The organism is Alkalihalobacillus sp. CinArs1, from assembly GCF_947387515.1.
In the GTDB taxonomy this organism is placed as follows: Bacteria; Bacillota; Bacilli; order Bacillales; family Guptibacillaceae; genus Guptibacillus.
The window spans coordinates 1175903-1196902 of sequence record NZ_CANDOB010000002.1 but is presented as its reverse complement, the minus strand read 5'-3'; the positions used below and the strand labels follow the sequence as shown (position 1 = coordinate 1196902).

Sequence of the window (21000 nt, the reverse complement as noted above, 5' to 3'; positions counted from 1 at the left end):
GTCTTATTGCGATATTAATTGTTTCGAATCTTCAAGTCTAACTGACACAAGCCTTGAAACGCCTGATTCCTGCATGGTCACACCATAGAGAACATCTGACTCCTCCATCGTACCCTTACGGTGCGTAATGACGATGAACTGTGTCTTCTCACTGAATTGTTTCAAATATCTCGCAAACCTATTCACATTTGCATCATCGAGTGCGGCTTCAACTTCATCTAGGACACAGAAAGGAACTGGGCGCACTTTCAGGATGGCAAACAGTAGCGCAATCGCTGTAAATGCTCGTTCCCCGCCAGAAAGGAGAGCAAGGTGCTGAAGCTTTTTGCCCGGAGGCTGTGCAAGAATATCGACCCCGGTAGATAAGAGATTCTCAGGATCCGTGAGAACGAGATCCGCCTTTCCTCCCCCAAATAATTCTTCAAACACTTGTTGGAACTGAGTTCGAATCTTCGTAAACGTATCTTGAAAACGCTTCTTCATTTCTTTGTCCATCTCATCGATTACCGTATAAAGCGTATCTTTTGCCTGTAACAAATCTTTTTGCTGCTCTGTTAAGAACGTATAGCGCTCATTCACACGCTCAAACTCATCGATCGCACCAATGTTAACCGTCCCTAGTTCATCGATTTCAAGCTTGATCAGCTTTAACTTCTTCTTTGCTTCACTAGCATCGATCTTAAGCACATGCTTCTCTTTCGCTGCTTCATACGTTAATCCATACTCTTCACTTAGCATCGTGAGACGGTTTTCAAGTTCTACGTCTAAACGGTTCACTTGTACTTCAGCAGCTTGCAGTAACCCTGCTATCTGCTTTTCCTCATTCGATACTGCTTCATGTTCACTACCTATCACATCGATCGTTCGCTGATGATTTGTTTTCACTTCTCTTTCTTCTTGTAGTGAAGCTAACAAACCGTCTTTTTCTTCTCTTAATTTCTTGATATTTTCATCAAGCTTCTCTTCACCAGTTGAATTAGATGTCATCGCTTCATTTAGTAAGGAATGCTCTTCCATCGTTTCATTCAACTGATTCGTCGTTTCCTTTTGTTCTGAAGAAAGGCGATCGAGCGTTTCTTTTTGGTTCTGAAAGGACTGCTGATGTTCAGCTACCTTCACTTTTAACTCAGTGATTTCTGTTTGGATGGTTTCCTTCGACGTCTGCTGAGATTGCTTTTTCAGCGTTAGTGCTTCGATCTTCTCTTCTAGTTCCTCGGCTTGCTTTGAGATCGTTTCTAAACGGTTCGATAAGTAGTCGCTCCTGCTTTCATGCGTTTCTATTTCTTCTTCGATCGCGTTCTTCTCACGATCATATAGCTGAAGTCGTTCGTTCGTATTTCGCTCTTCACCTTCGATTCCTCTTAAGTCTCCTAGAAGTGACTGCTCTTCCAGTCGGAGATTTTCACCGTGCTCCCTCATCGTTTCAAGCTCTGATTCGAGTCTCTCAAGCTCTGCTTTCTCACGCTGAATTTCGTTTTCTACACCTAACGTCTTCTTTTCCATCTCTGCAAGCTTTGTTTCTAGAACTTCCAGTTCACGCTGTCTACTAAGTAGAGAAGTAGACTTTTGCTTCACACTTCCTCCACTCATCGAACCACCCGGGTTTACAACGTCACCTTCGAGCGTCACGATACGGTTCTTGTACTGAACGATTTTAGCTAGTTCGTTCGCACCTTTTAAGTCATTTGCTACAAGGACCGAACCTAATAAGTTTTCTAGGACGTTGCGATACTTCTCATCAAACTCGATTAAGTCTGATGCGACGCCAACAAACGCCTCGTGATTCTTCACGCGTTCATAATCATATCCTGAAACCTTCCTCGACCGAATGACGGTTAGCGGAAGAAACGTTGCCCGTCCTGAACGATTTTTCTTTAAAAATGATATCGCTCCGCGCCCTGCTCGTTCATCACTTACGACAACGCTTTGCATCGCACCACCTAAAGCTGTTTCCAGTGCTGTCTCCACTTGTTTTGGTACCGTCACAAGCTCCGCGACCGCACCCTCTATTCCTTCAAGGTCATTCCTAGCCTTCAGCACTTCTTTAACACCTTGATAGAAACCAGCGTAATCTTCCTGCATTTCCTCAAGCATTTGTTTCTTAGAACGATATTGCTGAATATATTGATAAGCTTGATAGAGTTTTGATTCTTTTTCTCCGAGAGCTTTTTTCTTTTCTTCTACGTCGTGCTTTCTTTTATAAAACGATGAAACATGAGTTTCGAGGTTCTTTTTTGAAACTTTTAGAGATTTAGTGAGCTCTTTCTTTTTATCTTCTACATCCGTCCGCTGTTTAATGAATTTATGATTGTCATCATCCAATCGCTTTTTGCGCTGTGAAAGAACAGTGAGCTGATCTTGAATGTAGCGATTTTCATTACGAATCGATGCTTGTTCATTCAACAGCTCAAAGTAATCAGACTTCATTCGGTCTAATTCTTGTTCGATATCTTGCTCGACATCAGCAAGTAACTCAGTTTCTTTCTTCAGCTGATCTTTCAATTGAGCTAATTCTTTTTTCTGGCGCTCAAACCTGCTTCGATGCTGAGTGATTTCATTTTCATAGTAGCTTTTCTTTTCGTTTAAAAAGTTGATTCGTTCTTTGAGATTCTCTTTATTCTGATGAGCGTTCTTTTTTCGTTCTTTAAGGACTTCTCTTTTCCCTTCGAGCTTTTCAAGTTCTTCACTTGTCTCGAGTAGGGTTTGCTGGAAACGCTCAATATTGTTTTCAGCTATGAGCAATTCTTGCTTTGCGTTTTCGAGTTCTTCCTTCTTAACCCGAACCGACTCTGAGATCTCCAATTCTTTCTGTTTCAACTCATCGAACTCAGCAGATTTCTTTTTCCAAGCAGCGTGAAACTCTTCGATCTCATGAACGGTTAGAGCTGCTTCGATCTTTTCTAACTCTTCCCTTTTCTCAAGGTAGTCTTTCGCTATCGAAGCTTGGATACGTAATGGCTCTACTTGATCTTCGAGTTCATACAGAATATCTTCCACGCGGTGTAGGTTGTCCGCTGTTTCTTTTAACCTTGCTTCTGCTTTATGTTTACGCGTTTTATATTTAAGAACGCCTGCCGCTTCTTCAAAAATCTTTCTTCTTTCTTCAGACTTGCTGCTTAATATCTCCTCAATACGTCCTTGTCCGATGATTGAGAACGATTCCTTACCAAGACCTGAATCCATAAAAAGTTCGATGATATCTTTAAGGCGACAAGTTTGATTGTTTAATAAGTACTCGCTATCACCTGAGCGATAGACTCTTCTCGTTACGCTAACTTCGTTGTATTCGATCGGAAGGTATTGGTCATGATTATCGAGAGTCAATGTTACTTCTGCAAGATTGACAGCTCTTCGTGACTCACTACCTGAGAAGATGATATCTTCCATCTTTGATCCTCTGAGTGACCTTGCAGACTGCTCGCCTAGCACCCATCGTATCGCGTCATTTATATTACTCTTGCCGCTTCCGTTTGGACCGACAACTGATGTAACTCCTGGAACAAACTCTACTGAAATTCGATCGGCGAATGATTTAAAGCCGACTACATCTAATCGTTTGAGGAACATCAATTTTTCCCCCTCATCTGTTTCATATCTATGTATGCTATCTCTTGAACTAACTGTCTTATTTTATCATAAATTCCTATAGCCTACGATACAATGCGTGATCCATGTTACAATAGGAAAAGCTCCTTAATCCTTCAACTGACGAAGGGCTTAGAGCCAGATTGTGTAAAAAGGCAGGTGGTACATAATGGATCTATCTAACAAGACAGAAGAAAACCTTGCATTTATGGTTGAAGGCATTAAAGAAAAACTTCAAGTAATTAACGCCGCCATGATCAAACCAGAATCTTTCGACCTTTCTCGTTACGAAGATATTCATGAAATCTATACGATGGTCAATAAGAAAGATTCGCTTACACCGGGTGAAATGCAGGCGTTGCTTGCAGAACTTGGTAAGCTACGCACAACATAATCTGATGACCACATACGTAAAAAGAATCCTGTTGATCAGGATTCTTTTTGATTACTTTCTTTTAAATTGAGAAGCGCCTGTTGTGCAGCCTTTTGTTCAGCTTCTTTCTTCGAACGACCTACCCCGATCCCGAGGTCAGCTCCGTTAAGCGTTACTTTGGACGCAAACTCTCGGTTGTGCGCTGGCCCTTTTTCATCCGTGATGACATAGTCTATGACCCCAAGGCTTTCACGCTGAATCACTTCTTGAAGCTGGCTTTTATAATCCATCACATGCGAAAAAGCACCGGCGTTAATCTTCGGATAGACAAACTTCTCTAGAAACTCAAAGACCACTTCTATGCCTTGATCAAGATACAGTGCACATATAAATGATTCGAACACATCGGCAAGAAGTGCTGGTCTTGCTCTTCCACCCGTCATTTCCTCACCCTTACCAAGAAGGACAAGGTGCCCAAAATTGAGATCGTTAGCAAACTGCACGAGCGATGGCTCACATACGATGGCCGCTCTTAGCTTCGTTAGCTCTCCTTCACTCATATTCGGGTATTTTTCAAACAGGTACCGTGATATTGTAAGTTCAAGTACAGCATCACCAAGAAATTCTAGACGTTCATTATCCATCTGCGGATGCAGTCGATGCTCATTCACATACGATGAATGAGTAAATGCCTGGTAAAGAAGTTGCTCATTATTAAAAGAAACATCAATTTCTTTTAGAAACTGAGCGAACTTATCTTTCGCAGTGTCCCCAACCACGAGTTGTCGTGAATGCTTAGGTTTAAAACGTCTTTTTGTTTTATGTGTGTGTTTGTGTGATTTGGACATAAATACCTCCACGACTAATCAAAATCTTCTACATAGAAAGGGAATAAAGCCCCGCATATACGGGGCTTAATCCACCAATTCAGGAAATTCCCGAATATTAATTTTGGCTATTTATGTAATCAATTACATCGCCAACTGTTACGATCTTCTCAGCGTCCTCGTCTGAGATTTCCATGTCAAACTCATCTTCAAGCTCCATAACTAATTCCACAACATCCAGGGAATCGGCACCAAGGTCATCTTTAAAAGAAGCTTCAGGTTTAACTTCAGACGCTTCAACTCCAAGACGATCAACGATGATTTTTGTTACACGCTCTAGTGTATCTGCCATTATACTCACCTCCCCTCAAGCTATTATAGGATATCTAAAAGAAAAAAACTAGATGTACAATTTTTCTCTTCTGTTACATCACCATTCCGCCATCGATGTGGAGGGTTTGACCGGTGATATAGTTTGCGTCATCAGAAGCAAGAAACTTTACTGCTTTTGCAATATCTTCTGCAGCCCCAAGTCTTCCAAGAGGAATTTGACCTTTCATTCCGCTCTTCACTTCTTCAGATAGTTCATCTGTCATATCGGTTTCGATGAACCCAGGAGCAAGAGCATTGACCGTAATATTACGGCTAGCAAGTTCTTTTGCGGTCGTTTTAGTTAAGCCGATCACGCCTGCTTTGGCAGCTACATAGTTAGCTTGCCCTGCATTTCCTGCAACACCAACGACAGACGCTACATTGATGATACGGCCGTAGCGCTGTTTCATCATTTGGCGAGTCACCGATTTCGTACAGTTAAATACACCTTTGAGGTTCGTATTGATCACATCGTCCCACTCTTGCTCTTTCATACGCATCAATAGGTTATCTCTCGTTATCCCAGCGTTGTTAACCAAAACATCGAGACTACCGAACTCCGAGATAACTTCCTTAACCATTCCTTGTACTTCTTCCATATTACCAACGTTAGCCTGGATCGCAATGGCTTGTCCGCCAGCAGCTTTGATTTCTTCAACAACCTCGTTCGCTTTCGCTTCACTACCGGCATAGTTAACAGCTACGTTCATTCCCTCTGAAGCAAGTTCAAGTGCGATAGCTCGTCCGATCCCGCGAGATCCGCCAGTAACGAGTGCCGATTTTTTCTCTGCCATGATTATTCCTCCCCTAGCTTTTCCATTAGTTGATCAAGTTGTTCGGGTGTACTCACCGCATGAACAAATGCACGTCGGTTTACTTTCTTAACTAATCCTGAAAGAACATTTCCTGGTCCTACTTCGATAAATCGATCAACACCGAGATCCATCAGTTTACGAATCGTATCTTCAAATAGAACAGGTGAATAAATCTGTTGAAGCAAGTTGCTCTTGATCTCTTCAGCTGATGTAGAAGGTTCTGCTGATACGTTTGCGATGACTGGCACTGTAGCATCAGAAATCGTGATGGAATCTAAGATTGCAGACATCTTTTCAGCTGCCGGCTTCATTAAGCTTGAATGAAATGGTCCGCTGACTTGTAGAGGGATGACCCTCCTCGCGCCATTTTCCTTCGCGACTTCAGACGCTTTTTCAACTCCGGCTTTTGCACCAGAAATAACGATTTGACCAGGGCTATTCAAGTTGGCTAGCTGAACAGTGTCAGTCGATTCAGACACATCATCTACGATCTTTTGAAGTTCGTCACGGTCCATGCCCATGATCGCTGCCATCGCTCCTTCACCTGCAGGAACAGCTTCCTCCATGTAAAGACCTCGATTTCTAACAGCATAGACAGCATCAGAAAACGACATAGAACCAGAAGCAACTAGTGCAGAGTATTCACCGAGACTATGTCCAGCGGTGTAATCTGGCGTAATCCCTTTTTCTCTAAGCGCTTCTAGAACTGCTACACTCGTTGTTACAAGAGCTGGCTGTGTGTTCTCTGTTTTTGTAAGGGTTTCGATCGGTCCGTTCATGATTAGTTTCGTAAGGTCGTAGTCGAGACGGTTATCCGCTTCGCTGAAAATCTTTTCTGAAGCAGAATAAACTTCGATAAAATCTTTCCCCATTCCTACCGCTTGTGAACCTTGACCCGGAAATAAAAACGCTGTTTTTCCCATTACTGATCTCCTTCCTGCTTCTCTTCAAGAGAAGTTTTGATTTCAGTTACGACATTTCCTGTTACCATCATTCTAGCTTGTCTTATTGCACTGAAAACAGCACGCCCGTTTGAGGAGCCATGAGCTTTAATAACTGGAGCTCGTAAGCCAAACAATCCAGCTCCACCGTACTCAGAGTAGTCAAGCTTGTTTTTTAAATTCTTCAACTTAGGCTTTAGCACTCCAGCAGCTACCTTACTTGTGAAAGAACTTGTGAGCTCTTCTTTAAGCATTGTAAACATCGTAAGTGCGGTTCCTTCGATCGTTTTAAGTACTAAATTTCCGGAAAACCCATCGCATACGACGACATCAGCTGCATTGCTCAATATATCTCGTGATTCAACGTTACCAACAAAATTCAAACCACTTTCTTGTAACAATGTGAATGCTTGTTTACTAAGTTCGTTCCCTTTGCCTTCTTCTGTACCGATGTTTAATAAGCCGATGCGAGGAGAGTCGATTCCTCGAACTTTTTCAGCATAAACAGCACCCATCTGTGCATACTGAAGCAAGTGTTCAGGCTTTGCGTCCATATTCGCACCAACATCAAGTAAAAGAAAACCTTTTTCATCGATCGTCGGAAGGGTTGGAGCAAGGCCTGGCCTTTCGATCCCCTCGATCCGTCCTACATAGAGCAAACCGGCTGCCATGAGTGCTCCTGTATTTCCTGCAGAAATACAAGCATCCGCTCGACCTTCTTTAACTTCGTTAACAGCGAGTACCATCGACGCTTTCTTCTTTCTTCTTGCTGCACGTACTGGCTGATCTTCTGACGATATGTATTCATCCGTATGTAATACTGTTATTCGCTCTTTACTCCCAGATAGTAAGGGGTTGATTTGATTTTCGTCTCCTACGATGGTTACTGAAAGATCTTTATACGTTTCTAAGGCTTCATAAACCCCATCGATGATCGCTTTAGGAGCATTGTCCCCACCCATCGCATCTATTGCAAGTCTCATGTTAGTTCAGCTTCCTTTCAAGGTTTAGTAGAGCGATACATCACAAACTCACCCGAAAATACGTTTTCATTCTGAACAAAGCTATTGACCTCGACCGTTGTTCTTCCTTTACTATTGTCGGTAACATTTGCTTTGGCTATCACTCGTTCGCCTTCCTTAACCTGTCTTGAAAAACGAATATTCGCTTTTGCAGTTAAGGCAAGCTCATCATTGATAATCGCAACTGCTAAAGAATTCGCTTGTGCGAAAAGGTGATGGCCTCGAGCGATATTATTTCTAGAAAAAACATGTTCTGGTCGGATATCTAGAATTGAAATCGCATTTTCATCTAGCTGTAGGTCGATGACTTGACCGATCACTTCCTCCATCGGGAGAGCTTTCACCTCATCAAACTGCTGCTGGGCAACATATTTGATCCGCTCCCGTAATTCTGGAATAGATAGTTCAAGGCGATCTAATCTGATTGTTTGAATGCTCACGTTAAATTTATCTGCAAGTTCCTCATCGGTTATAAAAGGTGTTTTTTCGATTGTCTCTTTTAATAACGTTTGACGTTCTCTCTTACTCCTCTTCACTCTCTACCGCCGCCTATCTAGCATTAATAAACGGATAAAGAGGATCCTATGATCCTCTTTATCTCAGTCTTATGACTAGGTCCTAAAACGTAGTATATAATGTAAGGCGCAATTTTGCAAGCTAATCAAGCTTTTCGCCACTTAAAACCCCCTCGTTTGATAAATAGGTTCTAAGGCGACGATAAGCGTCATCTTCCCAAAACGCCGTAGATTCAACGAGTGCTGAAGCGTCTTGACGTGCAACTTCAAGGACGCGATAGTCGTGGACAAGATCGGCAACTTTGAACTCCGGCAAACCACTTTGTTTTCTTCCAAAGAAATCTCCTGGGCCACGAAGCTCGAGGTCCCGCTGTGATAGCACAAAGCCATCGTTCGATTCTGTCATGATCTGCATGCGTTCCTTCCCGACTTCGGATTTAGGATCAGCAAGTAAAATACAGTAGGACTGATTGCTCCCTCGTCCTACTCGACCTCGTAGCTGATGAAGCTGCGCTAACCCAAAACGCTCGGCATCATAAATGACCATGATCGTCGCGTTCGGTACGTTTACGCCGACTTCAACAACCGTTGTCGATACCAATAGCTGAACGTCATTTCGGCTGTAGGCTTCCATTACGGCTTCCTTTTCATCAGAACTTAGTCTTCCATGCATCAATCCAACTTGATAGTTAGGCAGTGCGGTTTGCATTTGAGCATGAACATCGATTGCATTTTGGACATCCAGTTTCTCTGACTCTTCAATAAGAGGACAAATGACGTACCCTTGACGGCCTTGATCAAGCTCTTTCGTTACAAAGTCAAGCACTCTCGAGAGCATATCTGGCTTAGCCCAATACGTTTCGATCGGCTTTCTGCCAGCAGGCATCTCATCGATTGTCGATACATCCATATCACCAAATACAGAGATGGCGAGCGTTCGAGGGATCGGTGTCGCTGTCATGTAAAGCACATCCGGAGTCAAACCTTTTTCTTTTAGCACCCTCCTCTGCATAACACCAAAGCGGTGCTGCTCATCGGTAATGACTAAACCAAGTTGCTTAAAAACAACTTCATCCTGAATGAGCGCATGAGTACCGATCAACAAATCGATTTCTCCACTTGCCAACCGTTCAAGAAGCTCTCTCCGTTTCTTGCCTTTTATCGAACCAGTTAACAGTTCTACGTTCAGCCTGTCTCCTAAAAGGTCTTCAAACGATTCAAAATGCTGCTCAGCAAGAATTTCTGTTGGTACCATCAAAGCACCTTGATTCCCTGAGAGGTACGTAGCAAAGAGTCCGATCGCTGCTACGACCGTTTTACCTGAACCTACGTCCCCTTGAAGCAACCGATTCATACGATACGGGCTTTCCATGTCGTTCAAGATTTCTTCTACCACTCTATTTTGTGCTCCTGTTAGAGGAAACGGAAGACTCTTAATAAATCCCTCCAGATCCTTTCTACTATAATGGTGAGAAGAGCCCTTCGTGTTTTCTCTCTCCCTCTTTCGAAACAGCTGCATCTTCAGTTGAAATTGCAGCAGCTCCTCGTAGACGAACCTTCTTCTCGCTTGCTTTAAATGATCGTGCGATTGTGGTGTATGCATCGTCTCGATCGCTTCTCTTCTATTCATCAGCTTGTACCGCTCTAGCATTTGAGGGGGGAGCGTCTCTTCGATTTCACCTGCAAATTGTTTTAAAGCGAGCTGAATGTAGCGCTTGATCGCTTTCACAGTTATGTCTCCACCTACTGGATACACAGGCTCGATCGTACCATCTGGGTCGTGAGTCGAGAAAGTAATCTCAGAAGCGGATAAGGTCATCTTATGTTGGTCCCACTTCCCAGTTACGGTGACCGTCTGCCCAAGTGAGAACTGCTTTTTAAGAAAAGCACGATTAAAAAAAACGGCTGTAATGAGGAATCTTCCCACTAACAGCCTTACAGACAGTCTAGACTTTTTCTTTCCATAGTAGCGAACGACAGGTTCACTGTGAACCTTTCCTTCAAGTGTAGCTCCCTCCTCATGCTTAACATCTGCTAAATCTTTCAGTTCATAGTCTTCATATCGAAAAGGAAAATATTCTATTAAATCCGATATGCTATTGATTCCGATCGATGATAGAGAAGCAGCTTTCTCATCACCTATTCCTTTGATTTTCGTGAGTTCAGTCACCTTCATTCACTCATTTCTTATCCAGGGATACTCCAAAGATCCTGGCTTCTAATTCTCGTCCAGTCGGTGTTGCTGCAAGACCTCCTTGCGCTGTTTCACGTAGAGCAGATGGCATCGTTTGACCGATCTTATACATTGCATCGATCACTTCATCACAAGGAATCCGGCTTGTTATTCCTGCTAGTGACATATCTGCTGCTACGAGAGCATTCGATGCACCCATTGCATTTCTCTTTACACAAGGAACTTCTACAAGACCAGCAACTGGGTCGCATACTAACCCAAGCATATTTTTAAGCGCGATTGCAAAAGCGTGTGAAGACTGTTCAGGTGTTCCACCCATAAGTTCAACGATTGCAGCTGCAGCCATACCTGTAGCTGAACCAACCTCCGCTTGACATCCACCTGCAGCCCCTGAAATGGAAGCATTGTTCGCAACAACGAATCCGAAAGCTCCTGATGTGAAGAGGTAGTTCACCATTTGTTCTCTTGTTGGATTCACCTTTTCTCTGATCGCAAACAATGTTCCAGGAACAACCCCTGCTGAACCAGCCGTTGGCGTTGCGCAAATCGTACCCATCGCTGCATTTACTTCGTTTGTTGCCATCGCTTTACTAACTGCATCGAGCATCGTTTCACCAGAAAGGGATTTTCCGGATTTTAAGTAAGTTTGAAGCAGGACAGCATCTCCACCCGTTAAACCAGAGTGAGACCGAACGTCTTCTGTAATACCACGCTCTACAGCTTGCTCCATCACCTCAAGGTTCCTTTCCATTTGACCTACGACTTGTTCACGAGTCGAACCCCTAACTTCCATTTCTTGTTCGATCATAATTTCTGAGATCGGCACATTTCTTGATTGTGCTAGCTCAACTAGTTCTGCTACATTACGAAACATAGCGATTCCTCCTCTATTCGTTATTCACTGATTTTTGCAACTTGAAGAATGTTTGGAAGTGATTCGACTTCATCGAGCACTACCTGAGGAATGTTTTGATCAACCTCTATCGTCATGAGGGCTTCTTTCCCTTTTTCTTTCCTCGAAACGTTCATGTGTCCAATATTGATTTCATGCTTCGCTAGTAAGTTCGATACTCCTGCGATCGCACCGAACCGATCATTATGAACAACAAGTATTGCGGGACTGTTTCCAGACAAGCCAAGTGCAAAGCCATTTAATTCGATCACTTCCATCTTACCGCCACCGATTGAGATCCCTACTAGTTCCAGCTCACCTTTATCGTCTTTCAAGTGCACCCTAGCTGTGTTCGGATGATCAGTAACAGCATCTTCCTCAATGAACCTTACCTTTATCTTTTTCTCTTTCGCCAATGTAAGCGCATTCACAATTCGTTCATCGAACGTGTCAAAATCTAGGACACCACCCACTAGCGCCACATCAGTTCCATGTCCTTTGTATGTTTTTGCAAATGAACCATACAAAGAAATCGTGATGCTTTGTGGCTCCCGACCAAATAGATGTCTAGCTACTCGTCCGATTCTTGCTGCACCTGCTGTATGTGAACTTGAAGGGCCGATCATTACTGGACCGATAATATCAAAGACACTGCGAAACTTCACATCGACTCCACCTTTCGTTATGTACACCTAATGAACACTATTTGTTAATGGCAGAAAAAGAAAACCTGGCATGTGCCACGTTTCTTTTTCTGCTTTATTTAAATGCTACTCGACCGAAACAATATACGGATAGATCGGTTGCTTTCCTTCATGGAGTTCAACTTCAACTTCTTCGAACTGCTCTTCTATAAAGGAAACGAGCTTTTCTGCTTCTTCTTTGTCTGCATCTTCACCATAGATGATCGTGATGATCTCATCATCTTCGCCGATCATGGATTCTAATAGAGCTTTCGCTACATTGAATCGAGATGATTCAGAGACTACGATTTTCCCATCAGAAATCCCCATGAAATCATCTTTTGCGATTGAAACGCCATCGATTTGAGTGTCACGAACAGCGAACGTAACTTGACCTGATTTCACTTCAGACATGCTTGCTTTCATCGCCGTACCATTTTCCTCGATTTCTACCGAAGGATTAAATCCGAGTAAGCTAGCGATCCCTTGTGGAACAGTTTTAGAAGGAATGACAACAACATTTTCTTCAACTACGGAAGCTGCTTGCTCTGCTGTCATGACGATGTTGCTGTTATTCGGAAGGATGATGATATTCTCGGCATTCACTTCCTCGATCGCTTTCACGATGTCCTCTGTGCTCGGGTTCATCGTTTGACCACCAGAGATCACGTAGCTCGCGCCCAAACTCTTGAATAGGTCAGCGATCCCATCACCCATCGAAACGGTGATGATCCCATACTTCTTCTTTTCAGCAGCAGCTGGCTTAGAAGCTTTTTCTTCGTTAAGGATCGTCGAATGCTGCTCACGCATATTCTCAATCTTAATTTTGATCAAACTTCCGAAATTCTGTGCATATGTCATGATATTACCAGGGTATTCAGTATGCATATGTACTTTGACAAGGTCGTCATCAGATATCACGAGAAGTGAGTCCCCGTGCTTGTCTAGTTCATTTCGAAACGATTCTTCATCATACGGAGATTGTTTAAGCTTCGCATCCTCAAGTTGAACCATGAATTCAGTACAATATCCAAATTCGATATCTTCTGTCTTCATATGTCCTTGTGCACCTTTATGATGCTCAGCGCGAACCAATTCATCCATCTTTTCTTCTTCGAGTGACACATCAGGTGCTTCTTTGCCTTCAAGCACGGCAAGAAACCCTTCATAGATCACGAGTAAACCTTGTCCACCGGAGTCTACAACCCCAACTTCTTTTAGAACTGGAAGTAAATCAGGCGTACGTTGAAGGGAGGCTTTCGCTTCCTTTACAACGATTTGCATAAGCTCGATCATATCTTCCGTTTGCTTTGCTGACTTTACAGCTTTCTTCGCAGCGTCTTTTGCTACAGTTAGAATCGTACCTTCAACAGGCTTCATAACCGCTTTATAAGCCGACTCAACGCCATTGTCTAAAGCAGCAGCAAAGTCTACTGTTCCAATTTCACTCTTTGTATCGATCGCTTTAGAAAACCCTCTGAATAACTGTGAAAGAATTACTCCAGAGTTTCCTCGCGCACCCATTAATAGTCCTCGTGCAAATAGAGATGCTACATCTCCTACTTTCTCTGAGCTGCTTTTCTTAACCTCGTTTGCACCTGAAGTAATGGTTAGGTTCATATTGGTTCCTGTATCTCCGTCTGGTACAGGGAATACGTTTAATGCATCAACCATTTTTGCATTTTTAGATAGGTTGTTTGCACCTTCAATAACCATATGCGCAAACCGCTTACCGTCAATCCTCTTAATTGTCACAGACTGTTCCTCCTAACTCCACTTAAGGGTTCGTTACTCTGACCCCTTGTACGTAGATGTTTACAGAATCTACAGATAGTCCGAGCATTTGGTCAAGCTGGTACTTTACTTTTGTTTGAACGTTATGAGCAACTTCCGAAATTTTTGTACCATAGCTCACAATAATATACATATCGATATTGAGTTCTTCTTCTTCTCTGCGAACTACTATCCCTCTGCTAAAGTTATCTTTTCCCAACAATTCTGTAATACCGTCTTTAAGTTGCTTCTGAGAAGCCATACCTACGATACCATAACAATCTATCGCTGCGCCACCTGCAATTGCAGCTACTACCTCAGTAGAAATATCGATTTGTCCGTATTGGGTTTTCATTTCAATTGACATATTTGTTCCTCCCTTAGCGATTTGGGTGCTGACCAATGTTCCATTCTATCTTCATTACTAACTCTTGATGCTAAAATAAATTAAATACATCTCATTTAGAGCTAATAGTTATTTTACTACAATATTAGTGAATTTAAAAGTTCATCCTTGTAAAACACTCGTATCATCACTTTTAGCTGTTAAGTTTTTTTCTTGATAACCCTGTTGTTTGTCTTGCATTCACTATACCTACGTGATACTATAGTGGAGGATTTATCCTGCACTTCTTGTGCAATGTAGGACAGTAAGGAGGTTGAAATAATGGCTAAATGTGCAATCACTGGCAAAAAGACTGCGTTTGGTAACAAGCGTTCTCACGCGTTGAATACAACAAAACGTAAATTTGGTGCAAACCTTCAAAAGGTACGTATCATGGTTGATGGTAAACCGAAAAAAGTATATGTTTCTGCTCGTGCCCTTAAATCTGGGAAAGTAGAACGCGTATAATTGACACACGAAAAAGCACCCGCTAGCGGGTGCTTTTTTTATGTTAAAAGGCTACTGAATGATCATCCAACAAAATAGTGATCATTTACGCTCCAATCTGCGCTAATATGAAGGATTAAACCAATAATAATCACCTTGACGAGCTGAAAAGTTATGTAGCATAATAGGTCGGAAAGTTTAACTTTGATTGATTGTATTCTAGTAGGAGTGAATACCGCTTGACTCCCGTGGTCCAACGGGCGTTCGAGACTCAGAGTGGACGGCTCTTTGTCCGCTTTGAGGCTCGGACGTTCGTCCACAGGAAAGCAAGAGGTATTTAAACTCCTACGGCATAGGGACCAGATCAACTAGATCCTTAACATGCTTACACAAAAAAGCACCCGGGATCAGGTGCTTTTTTTCGTGCTATTCATTTTTACGAAGAGATCCAAGAATCGCCCTTACAAACCCACCGAGAAACTTAGGTAGTTTAATCGTATAGAACTTCATACTTCCCCCTCCTCAAAAGTCAAAAATGGAGACCAGGATAAAACAATATGAGATCATAATATTCTTTACTATTATATTCGCCAAAAATAAAATATACCCTAATCCTGATGTTCGGCGTCCGAACTTCTTACCACCATAAGTATGCCTTCAGTAAATGAATAAGACCCATTTTCCTCGACCAATTCATTACTTATGCATAAACTGGATCCCCATTCCAACTTTTTATCCGTAAGAGGGAATTTAAAGCCTTCTAACGTTAACCCCTTTACTTCGGGTGTATACGATAAGAACGAAGCATATGGATATCGCGCATCATTCTCTATAGAATAATGGCCTGGTCCTTTTAACTGAAGCCGATTCTGTCGATCTTCTAGCTTTACACTTACGCCACTCTTCAACCCTTTTATCAACATCTGCACGTTCATCCAGCTATGATCAAGTCTTCCCCCTGTGACCCCATACATGATGATTTCACTCGGTCGTTGGTCGATCGCCCAGTCAAGTGCTAACTCAAGATCGGTATGATCTTTTTCTGATGGATACACATGAAATGACAGATTATGCGTTTCGATCCACTCTCTTTCTTCAGGCGTGACAGAGTCAAAATCCCCAAACCCCTGAGAAGGAGTGATGCCATGCTTCAATAGCGTATACACTCCCCGGTCAACACCTACCCATTGCACACCCCGCTTATCTTTTAGTAGATTTTGAGGCAAATCAGAAACTGGTCCACTTGCTACAAGATAGATAGCTTCATTCGTCATGGGCGATGAACCATCTTCGGAGAAGTTGATGATAGTAAAGCTAACACAATAATCGAAACGGCTGCTGCAGGGAAAAGATAAGAAGCATTATATAAAAATGAGTACAGCGCGACAGGCGTACCTTCTGGCGCCATATCACCGAACCAGATAACACCCGAAGTAAAATGAGAAACTAATCGGAACAATGCTCCGAGAAAGCAGCCGATCGCAATCATCGTGATCCGTTTCTTTTTTGAAGCATCTTGTGAAACACTAAACAGTCCCGCTAGACCTACTACCATGAATCCAACCGGATAATCTAGTAAAAATTGTACCGGATGAACATAAAACGGTGCGACAAGAAGCGGCTGTAGGATGCCCACTAACAAACCAGTGACAATTCCAGGGCCGATCCCTCTCCGAAAGGCAATTAAGAAGATCGGTACCATCGCTAGAGAAACCGAACCACCATTGGGCCATAATCGGATAGAGAATAAATCCAATATCACCCCAATACCTGCCATGAGGGCGATTTCAAGAAGTAAAACAAGGCGATTGTTATTCATAATCATCTACTCCTAAACAATAATTTCACTTTACAAAAAAACAGCGGGCGTGTCGCCCGGCTGTTTTAAGATTGACGAAGGCTTTCGATTGCTGATTTACGATCTTCCATATTGTAAACCGCTGATCCTGCCACAAGTACCGTAGCACCTGCTTCGATACATTTTCTAGCTGTCTCTTTGTTGACTCCGCCGTCCACTTCAATTTCAGGCGATACACCCAAATCATCCGCTAGTTTTTTTACTTCTGCAATTTTTGGAACCACTCTTTCGATGAAAGCCTGTCCACCAAACCCTGGATTCACGGTCATGAGAAGAACAAGGTCAACATCTTCGATCACATGTTTGATCGCATCGACTGGTGTTGCAGGATTGATGACGACGCCTGCTTTAACACCTTTGCTCTTGATCAACTGAATCGTGCGATGTAAATGAGGACATGCCTCTGCGTGAACAGTCAGGATATCTGCCCCTGCATCTGCGAAATCTTCGATGTAGTGATCTGGGTTTTCAATCATTAGGTGCACGTCGAGCGGTAAGTTCGTAACAGGACGAAGAGCTCGAACGATAGGTGCTCCAATCGTAATGTTTGGTACGAAATGTCCATCCATCACGTCTACGTGAATATAATCAGCTCCACACGCTTCAACATCCTTCACTTCTTCTCCAAGTCTTGCGAAGTCGCTTGAGAGGATTGATGGTGCGATCTTTATCATATTAATACCTCCGTTTTTGGTCCTTAATCTCTGTGAAGAACGATGAATAATGGTCGTATCTGTACGCCTTTATCTCACCTTCATCTACAGCTGCTTTAACCGCACATCCAGGTTCTTTCATATGAGTGCAGCCTCTAAATTTACATTCGTTCGTTTTTTCTCTAATTTCAGGAAAGTAAAGCCATAAATCATCTGCCTCTATGCCCCTGAAATCAAGAGAACTAAAGCCGGGTGTGTCAGCGACTAATCCAGATCCAAACGGAATTAATTCAACATGACGTGTCGTATGTTTTCCTCGTCCCAAATGTGTTGAAATATCGCTAGTATCTAAGTCTAAATCTGGATTGATCGCATTGAGTAGTGAGGACTTCCCTACTCCTGATTGTCCTGCGAATACAGTGACATTATCATAAAAATGCTCCTCGATCTCAGATATTCCAGACAAACTCTGTGCAGAATTCATCAGTACTTCATACCCCACCTCACTATAGTCCTTGCTATAATTGTGTATGATTTCTTCTTCTGATTCTGAAACAAGATCCATTTTTGTGATGCAGATGACTGGCTTTATATCACTCGCTTCGATATGAACAAGAAACTTATCAAGCAGCTGCGTATTGAACGTAGGTTGAGTAGCTGAAAAAACGAGAAAAGCCTGATCGATATTAGCAATCGGTGGACGAACTAATTCATTTTCTCTTTTCTTTACTTCTAGAATATAACCATCTGTTTTATTCTCCGCTTCATAGACAACGTTATCTCCAACTAAAGGGGTGATCTTTCGCTTTCTAAAATTCCCTCTGCCTCTGCATTGATAGATTTCTTTATTCACTTCATCCTGCACGTAATAAAAGCCACTTAAAGCTTTAATAATTCTTCCATCTGCCATGTAGGACTCCTTACTCGTTTTTTCCGTATTTTTGTTTTGCTTGATCATAGGTAATCGTCTTCGACTCAATTTCTTCACCATTATCAAAGACTTTATACGACGCATAGTCTCCTGGATCGATCGTCAGTTCAAACTCAAATTTGCTCGATTTGTCAACTTCTTCAACGATTTCACCGTTCTCTGTCTTAGAGTCACGATAGATGATTTCAATTGTATGCTTTTCCTTATCCTTAACATCTACTTTTACTTCTTCAGTAAAAACAATTCGTTCTTCTTCTGGCTCCGGTTCAGGTTCTGGTTCTGGACCTTTAGAAAGCGTTACAGTAACCGTTTGTCCCTTATCGATTCTCGTTGCCGTATTAGGCGACTGATCCATCACGAGACCTTCCTTGACTGAATCGCTGAAAGCTGCTTCATTATAAGCAACCTTTAGGCCTTCATCGTTTGCGAACGCTTCTACTTCTTCTTTCGTTTTGTTCGTTAAGTCTGGTAATAAAACAGGCTCTGGTCCTTGACTGTACCAGATAACGATTCGATCTTCTGTCGGGAGAACCATCTTACCAGCTTCTGGACTCTGGTCATAGATTTCCCCCTTAGGTTCGTCACGATACTCTCCTTCGAACTTCACGTTTTCGAATCCTTTAGAATCAAGATCTGCTTCCACTTCACTCTGCGTCTTACCTATGAAATTCGGAAGCTCCGTCTTCTCTGCACCTTTGCTTACATATAGGGTCACCTTACTATTCTCTTTAACCATCGAGCCAGAACTTGGGTCTTGACTGATGACGTCATCTTCCTCAATAGACTCGTTAAACTGTTCTTCCTTCACAACAGCAAGGTTGCTTTCGATCAAAGCGGTTCGAGCATCTTCATACGTCATTCCAGACACATCAGGTACTTCGACGTCAGGTACGTAAAATAGATCCGGCATAAAAATGAATGCAAGTGCACCAGCACCACCTAACAAGAGTAGAATCAGGAAAACAATCGTTACGATTTTACCTGCTTTCTTCTTCTTTTTGTTTTTAGGAGGTTTATCCTGTTTCTCTTTGTCAGATTCTGTTTCAACTTCTGCTTTCTCAGGTTTACTCTCGGAAGCATCAGTTGGAACAACAGGACTAAGCACCTTTGTAGCCTCATCATCGTCTGAAACTACAGGTGCATCATACACCTTAGTAGGATCCAGTGCGTTATCTAACGCATCGTATAGTTCCTGAGCATTCTCATAACGCTGGTGAGGTTCTTTCGCCATCGCTTTCAGAATGATTTGCTCAACATTTTTCGGTAAAGAGGTGTTGATCAAACTTGGTTTAGGAAAGCGATCCTGCAGATGCTTCAACGCAACCGAAACAGGAGAGTCACCTGAAAACGGTAGAACTCCAGTCACAACTTCATAAAGGACAACGCCGAGAGAATAGATGTCTGAACGTTCTGTCGCCGCTCCTCCACGCGCCTGTTCTGGTGAAAAATAATGAACGGATCCGAGAACAGAGTTTGTATGAGTAATCGTTGCGGATGTCATGGCCATCGCGATTCCAAAGTCTGTGACTTTTGCTTCGCCATATTCATTGATCAGAATATTATGAGGCTTGATGTCACGATGGATGATTTGATTTTCATGAGCGTGTTCGATCGCCGAAGCAATTTGCTTGATGATATCGATGGCTTCTACAATCGGAAGGGCTCCACGATCTCGAATACTTTGCTTTAACGTTTTCCCTTCAACGTACTCCATTACGATGTAATGGTAATCTTCATCTTCACCAACATCAAAGATCGAGACGATATTAGGATGATCAAGACTCGTTGCGGATTCTGCTTCTCTTCTAAATCGCTTGATGAACTCATCATCCTTAGAGAATTCAGGTCTCAGTAACTTAACTGCTACGATTCGATCTAGAATTAAATCCGTAGCCTTATACACGATTGCCATACCACCATCACCGATGACCTCAAGCAATTTGTACCGGCCGTTAATATGCTTTCCTATCATTAGCTTTCACTTCCTGAAGACATAGAATGCTCTATGACTGCAACGGTGATGTTATCTTCCCCACCAGCTTCATTTGCGAGCAAAACTAATTTTGTCGCTTTCTCTTTAAGTGAAATACCTGATGACAAGATCTCCTTCAGCGTTTCATCTGTCAGCTTGTTTGTTAAGCCATCCGTACAAAACAATGCAACTTCACCCTCAGTCCATTCGAATGTATGGATATCGACTTTAACCTTTTCTTCTGTACCTAAAGCACGCAGAAGTACGTGCTTTCTTGGATGATCCTCCGCTTCTTCTTCAGATAATTGGCCGCTCTTCACAAGCTCGTTCACTAGAGAATGATCGCTCGTTTTCTGATTGAATTCACCGTCTTGAATCAGATATGCTCGGCTATCACCAACGTGTGCGATCGTAATAAATTCTTCTGTACAAATTGCCGCAACTAACGTTGTTCCCATACCAGCGTACTCTGTGTTGTCGTTTGAATAAGACAGTATCGTTGCGTTCGCTTCTTTAATCGTATGTAATAGCCAGGCTTCCGCTCTTCCCGGACGAAAGCCAGCCTTCTCTTTTTTCCAGTTTGTTTGCAGGCATTCGACTGCCATGGAACTAGCAATATCTCCTGCTTTATGGCCTCCCATGCCATCTGCCACGATTACAAGGTACTCACCAAGATTATTTTGAATAGCACTGGTACTGTCTTCATTGTATGCTCTGACCTGTCCGCGGTCTGTCAATGTTACAGCTTGCATGTGGTCACCC

The 21000-nt window shown here is 42.6% G+C and carries 21 protein-coding genes; 2 read left to right on the top strand and 19 right to left on the bottom strand.

Annotated elements, in window-relative coordinates:
• Window positions 1-3: 3 nt before the first annotated feature.
• A complete protein-coding gene (smc, locus tag PFZ69_RS14880; protein ID WP_270181842.1) occupies window positions 4-3567 on the bottom strand; it encodes a chromosome segregation protein SMC in 3564 nt (1187 codons plus the stop codon).
• A gap of 187 nt (window positions 3568-3754) precedes the next feature.
• Here smc and PFZ69_RS14875 point away from each other — a divergent pair, with 187 nt between their 5' ends.
• On the top strand, window positions 3755-3979 hold the full coding sequence (locus PFZ69_RS14875) for a DUF1128 domain-containing protein (RefSeq protein WP_270181841.1): 225 nt from the start codon (window positions 3755-3757) through the stop codon (window positions 3977-3979).
• 35 nt (window positions 3980-4014) lie between these two features.
• Here the strand turns inward: PFZ69_RS14875 and rnc are convergent, their stop codons facing one another.
• The 11 genes from rnc to PFZ69_RS14820 form a co-directional block, all read right to left on the bottom strand.
• Window positions 4015-4806, bottom strand: coding sequence for a ribonuclease III (gene rnc / locus PFZ69_RS14870; protein WP_270181840.1), 792 nt, complete (start codon window positions 4804-4806; stop codon window positions 4015-4017).
• A 97-nt stretch (window positions 4807-4903) separates the two neighbouring features.
• Window positions 4904-5137 carry an acyl carrier protein gene (gene acpP, locus PFZ69_RS14865; protein WP_270181839.1) on the bottom strand — a complete coding sequence of 78 codons (234 nt, stop codon included), beginning with the start codon at window positions 5135-5137 and terminating at the stop codon, window positions 4904-4906.
• Between the two features lie 73 nt (window positions 5138-5210).
• A complete protein-coding gene (gene fabG / locus PFZ69_RS14860) occupies window positions 5211-5951 on the bottom strand; it encodes a 3-oxoacyl-[acyl-carrier-protein] reductase (protein ID WP_270181838.1) in 741 nt (246 codons plus the stop codon).
• Between the two features lie 2 nt (window positions 5952-5953).
• Window positions 5954-6895 (bottom strand): ACP S-malonyltransferase, encoded by a 942-nt coding sequence (gene fabD, locus PFZ69_RS14855; RefSeq protein WP_270181837.1) that lies wholly within the window; start codon window positions 6893-6895, stop codon window positions 5954-5956.
• A complete protein-coding gene (plsX, locus tag PFZ69_RS14850; protein ID WP_270181836.1) occupies window positions 6895-7896 on the bottom strand; it encodes a phosphate acyltransferase PlsX in 1002 nt (333 codons plus the stop codon). The genes fabD and plsX overlap by 1 nt, the downstream gene beginning before the upstream one ends.
• Window positions 7897-7913: 17 nt before the next feature.
• A complete protein-coding gene (fapR, locus tag PFZ69_RS14845; RefSeq protein WP_270181835.1) occupies window positions 7914-8471 on the bottom strand; it encodes a transcription factor FapR in 558 nt (185 codons plus the stop codon).
• A gap of 121 nt (window positions 8472-8592) precedes the next feature.
• A complete protein-coding gene (gene recG / locus PFZ69_RS14840; RefSeq protein WP_270181834.1) occupies window positions 8593-10626 on the bottom strand; it encodes an ATP-dependent DNA helicase RecG in 2034 nt (677 codons plus the stop codon).
• A gap of 4 nt (window positions 10627-10630) precedes the next feature.
• A complete protein-coding gene (sdaAA, locus tag PFZ69_RS14835; RefSeq protein ID WP_270181833.1) occupies window positions 10631-11518 on the bottom strand; it encodes an L-serine ammonia-lyase, iron-sulfur-dependent, subunit alpha in 888 nt (295 codons plus the stop codon).
• 20 nt (window positions 11519-11538) lie between these two features.
• Window positions 11539-12201 carry an L-serine ammonia-lyase, iron-sulfur-dependent subunit beta gene (gene sdaAB / locus PFZ69_RS14830; RefSeq protein ID WP_270181832.1) on the bottom strand — a complete coding sequence of 221 codons (663 nt, stop codon included), beginning with the start codon at window positions 12199-12201 and terminating at the stop codon, window positions 11539-11541.
• A 105-nt stretch (window positions 12202-12306) separates the two neighbouring features.
• Window positions 12307-13974: a DAK2 domain-containing protein gene (locus PFZ69_RS14825; RefSeq protein WP_270181831.1), complete on the bottom strand. Its 1668-nt coding sequence runs from the start codon at window positions 13972-13974 to the stop codon at window positions 12307-12309.
• A 22-nt stretch (window positions 13975-13996) separates the two neighbouring features.
• Window positions 13997-14359: an Asp23/Gls24 family envelope stress response protein gene (locus PFZ69_RS14820; protein ID WP_224882043.1), complete on the bottom strand. Its 363-nt coding sequence runs from the start codon at window positions 14357-14359 to the stop codon at window positions 13997-13999.
• A 297-nt stretch (window positions 14360-14656) separates the two neighbouring features.
• Between PFZ69_RS14820 and rpmB the strand changes: the two genes are divergently transcribed.
• The gene (gene rpmB, locus PFZ69_RS14815) at window positions 14657-14845 is read left to right on the top strand and encodes a 50S ribosomal protein L28 (RefSeq protein ID WP_224883001.1); all 189 of its coding nucleotides are present in this window, start codon (window positions 14657-14659) and stop codon (window positions 14843-14845) included.
• 405 nt (window positions 14846-15250) lie between these two features.
• Here rpmB and spoVM read toward each other — a convergent pair whose 3' ends face one another.
• The 7 genes from spoVM to PFZ69_RS14780 all read right to left on the bottom strand — a co-directional run bounded on the left by spoVM (window position 15251) and on the right by PFZ69_RS14780 (window position 20990).
• Window positions 15251-15334 (bottom strand): stage V sporulation protein SpoVM, encoded by an 84-nt coding sequence (gene spoVM / locus PFZ69_RS14810; RefSeq protein WP_224882999.1) that lies wholly within the window; start codon window positions 15332-15334, stop codon window positions 15251-15253.
• A gap of 98 nt (window positions 15335-15432) precedes the next feature.
• Window positions 15433-16098: a thiamine diphosphokinase gene (locus tag PFZ69_RS14805; protein WP_270181830.1), complete on the bottom strand. Its 666-nt coding sequence runs from the start codon at window positions 16096-16098 to the stop codon at window positions 15433-15435.
• Window positions 16095-16643, bottom strand: coding sequence for an energy-coupled thiamine transporter ThiT (gene thiT / locus PFZ69_RS14800; RefSeq protein WP_270181829.1), 549 nt, complete (start codon window positions 16641-16643; stop codon window positions 16095-16097). Before thiT ends, PFZ69_RS14805 begins: the two co-directional genes overlap by 4 nt.
• A 65-nt stretch (window positions 16644-16708) precedes the next feature.
• Complete coding sequence (gene rpe, locus PFZ69_RS14795; protein WP_270181828.1) at window positions 16709-17356, bottom strand: ribulose-phosphate 3-epimerase; 648 nt, start codon at window positions 17354-17356, stop codon at window positions 16709-16711.
• A gap of 1 nt (window position 17357) precedes the next feature.
• A complete protein-coding gene (gene rsgA / locus PFZ69_RS14790) occupies window positions 17358-18245 on the bottom strand; it encodes a ribosome small subunit-dependent GTPase A (RefSeq protein WP_270181827.1) in 888 nt (295 codons plus the stop codon).
• A gap of 10 nt (window positions 18246-18255) precedes the next feature.
• Window positions 18256-20238, bottom strand: coding sequence for a Stk1 family PASTA domain-containing Ser/Thr kinase (gene pknB, locus PFZ69_RS14785; protein WP_270181826.1), 1983 nt, complete (start codon window positions 20236-20238; stop codon window positions 18256-18258).
• A complete protein-coding gene (locus tag PFZ69_RS14780) occupies window positions 20238-20990 on the bottom strand; it encodes a Stp1/IreP family PP2C-type Ser/Thr phosphatase (protein WP_270181825.1) in 753 nt (250 codons plus the stop codon). Before PFZ69_RS14780 ends, pknB begins: the two co-directional genes overlap by 1 nt.
• Between the last annotated feature and the right edge of the window lie 10 nt (window positions 20991-21000).

What these genes read in the sequence shown, in the direction of transcription:
- smc (WP_270181842.1), bottom strand. Translation starts at nt 3,567, where the DNA reads ATGTTCCTCAAACGATTAGATGTAGTCGGCTTTAAATCATTCGCCGAT.
- PFZ69_RS14875 (WP_270181841.1), top strand. Translation starts at nt 3,755, where the DNA reads ATGGATCTATCTAACAAGACAGAAGAAAACCTTGCATTTATGGTTGAA.
- rnc (WP_270181840.1), bottom strand. Translation starts at nt 4,806, where the DNA reads ATGTCCAAATCACACAAACACACACATAAAACAAAAAGACGTTTTAAA.
- acpP (WP_270181839.1), bottom strand. Translation starts at nt 5,137, where the DNA reads ATGGCAGATACACTAGAGCGTGTAACAAAAATCATCGTTGATCGTCTT.
- fabG (WP_270181838.1), bottom strand. Translation starts at nt 5,951, where the DNA reads ATGGCAGAGAAAAAATCGGCACTCGTTACTGGCGGATCTCGCGGGATC.
- fabD (WP_270181837.1), bottom strand. Translation starts at nt 6,895, where the DNA reads ATGGGAAAAACAGCGTTTTTATTTCCGGGTCAAGGTTCACAAGCGGTA.
- plsX (WP_270181836.1), bottom strand. Translation starts at nt 7,896, where the DNA reads ATGAGACTTGCAATAGATGCGATGGGTGGGGACAATGCTCCTAAAGCG.
- recG (WP_270181834.1), bottom strand. Translation starts at nt 10,626, where the DNA reads ATGAAGGTGACTGAACTCACGAAAATCAAAGGAATAGGTGATGAGAAA.
- sdaAA (WP_270181833.1), bottom strand. Translation starts at nt 11,518, where the DNA reads ATGTTTCGTAATGTAGCAGAACTAGTTGAGCTAGCACAATCAAGAAAT.
- PFZ69_RS14820 (WP_224882043.1), bottom strand. Translation starts at nt 14,359, where the DNA reads ATGTCAATTGAAATGAAAACCCAATACGGACAAATCGATATTTCTACT.
- spoVM (WP_224882999.1), bottom strand. Translation starts at nt 15,334, where the DNA reads ATGAAGTTCTATACGATTAAACTACCTAAGTTTCTCGGTGGGTTTGTA.
- PFZ69_RS14805 (WP_270181830.1), bottom strand. Translation starts at nt 16,098, where the DNA reads ATGACGAATGAAGCTATCTATCTTGTAGCAAGTGGACCAGTTTCTGAT.
- thiT (WP_270181829.1), bottom strand. Translation starts at nt 16,643, where the DNA reads ATGAATAACAATCGCCTTGTTTTACTTCTTGAAATCGCCCTCATGGCA.
- rpe (WP_270181828.1), bottom strand. Translation starts at nt 17,356, where the DNA reads ATGATAAAGATCGCACCATCAATCCTCTCAAGCGACTTCGCAAGACTT.
- rsgA (WP_270181827.1), bottom strand. Translation starts at nt 18,245, where the DNA reads ATGGCAGATGGAAGAATTATTAAAGCTTTAAGTGGCTTTTATTACGTG.
- pknB (WP_270181826.1), bottom strand. Translation starts at nt 20,238, where the DNA reads ATGATAGGAAAGCATATTAACGGCCGGTACAAATTGCTTGAGGTCATC.
- PFZ69_RS14780 (WP_270181825.1), bottom strand. Translation starts at nt 20,990, where the DNA reads ATGCAAGCTGTAACATTGACAGACCGCGGACAGGTCAGAGCATACAAT.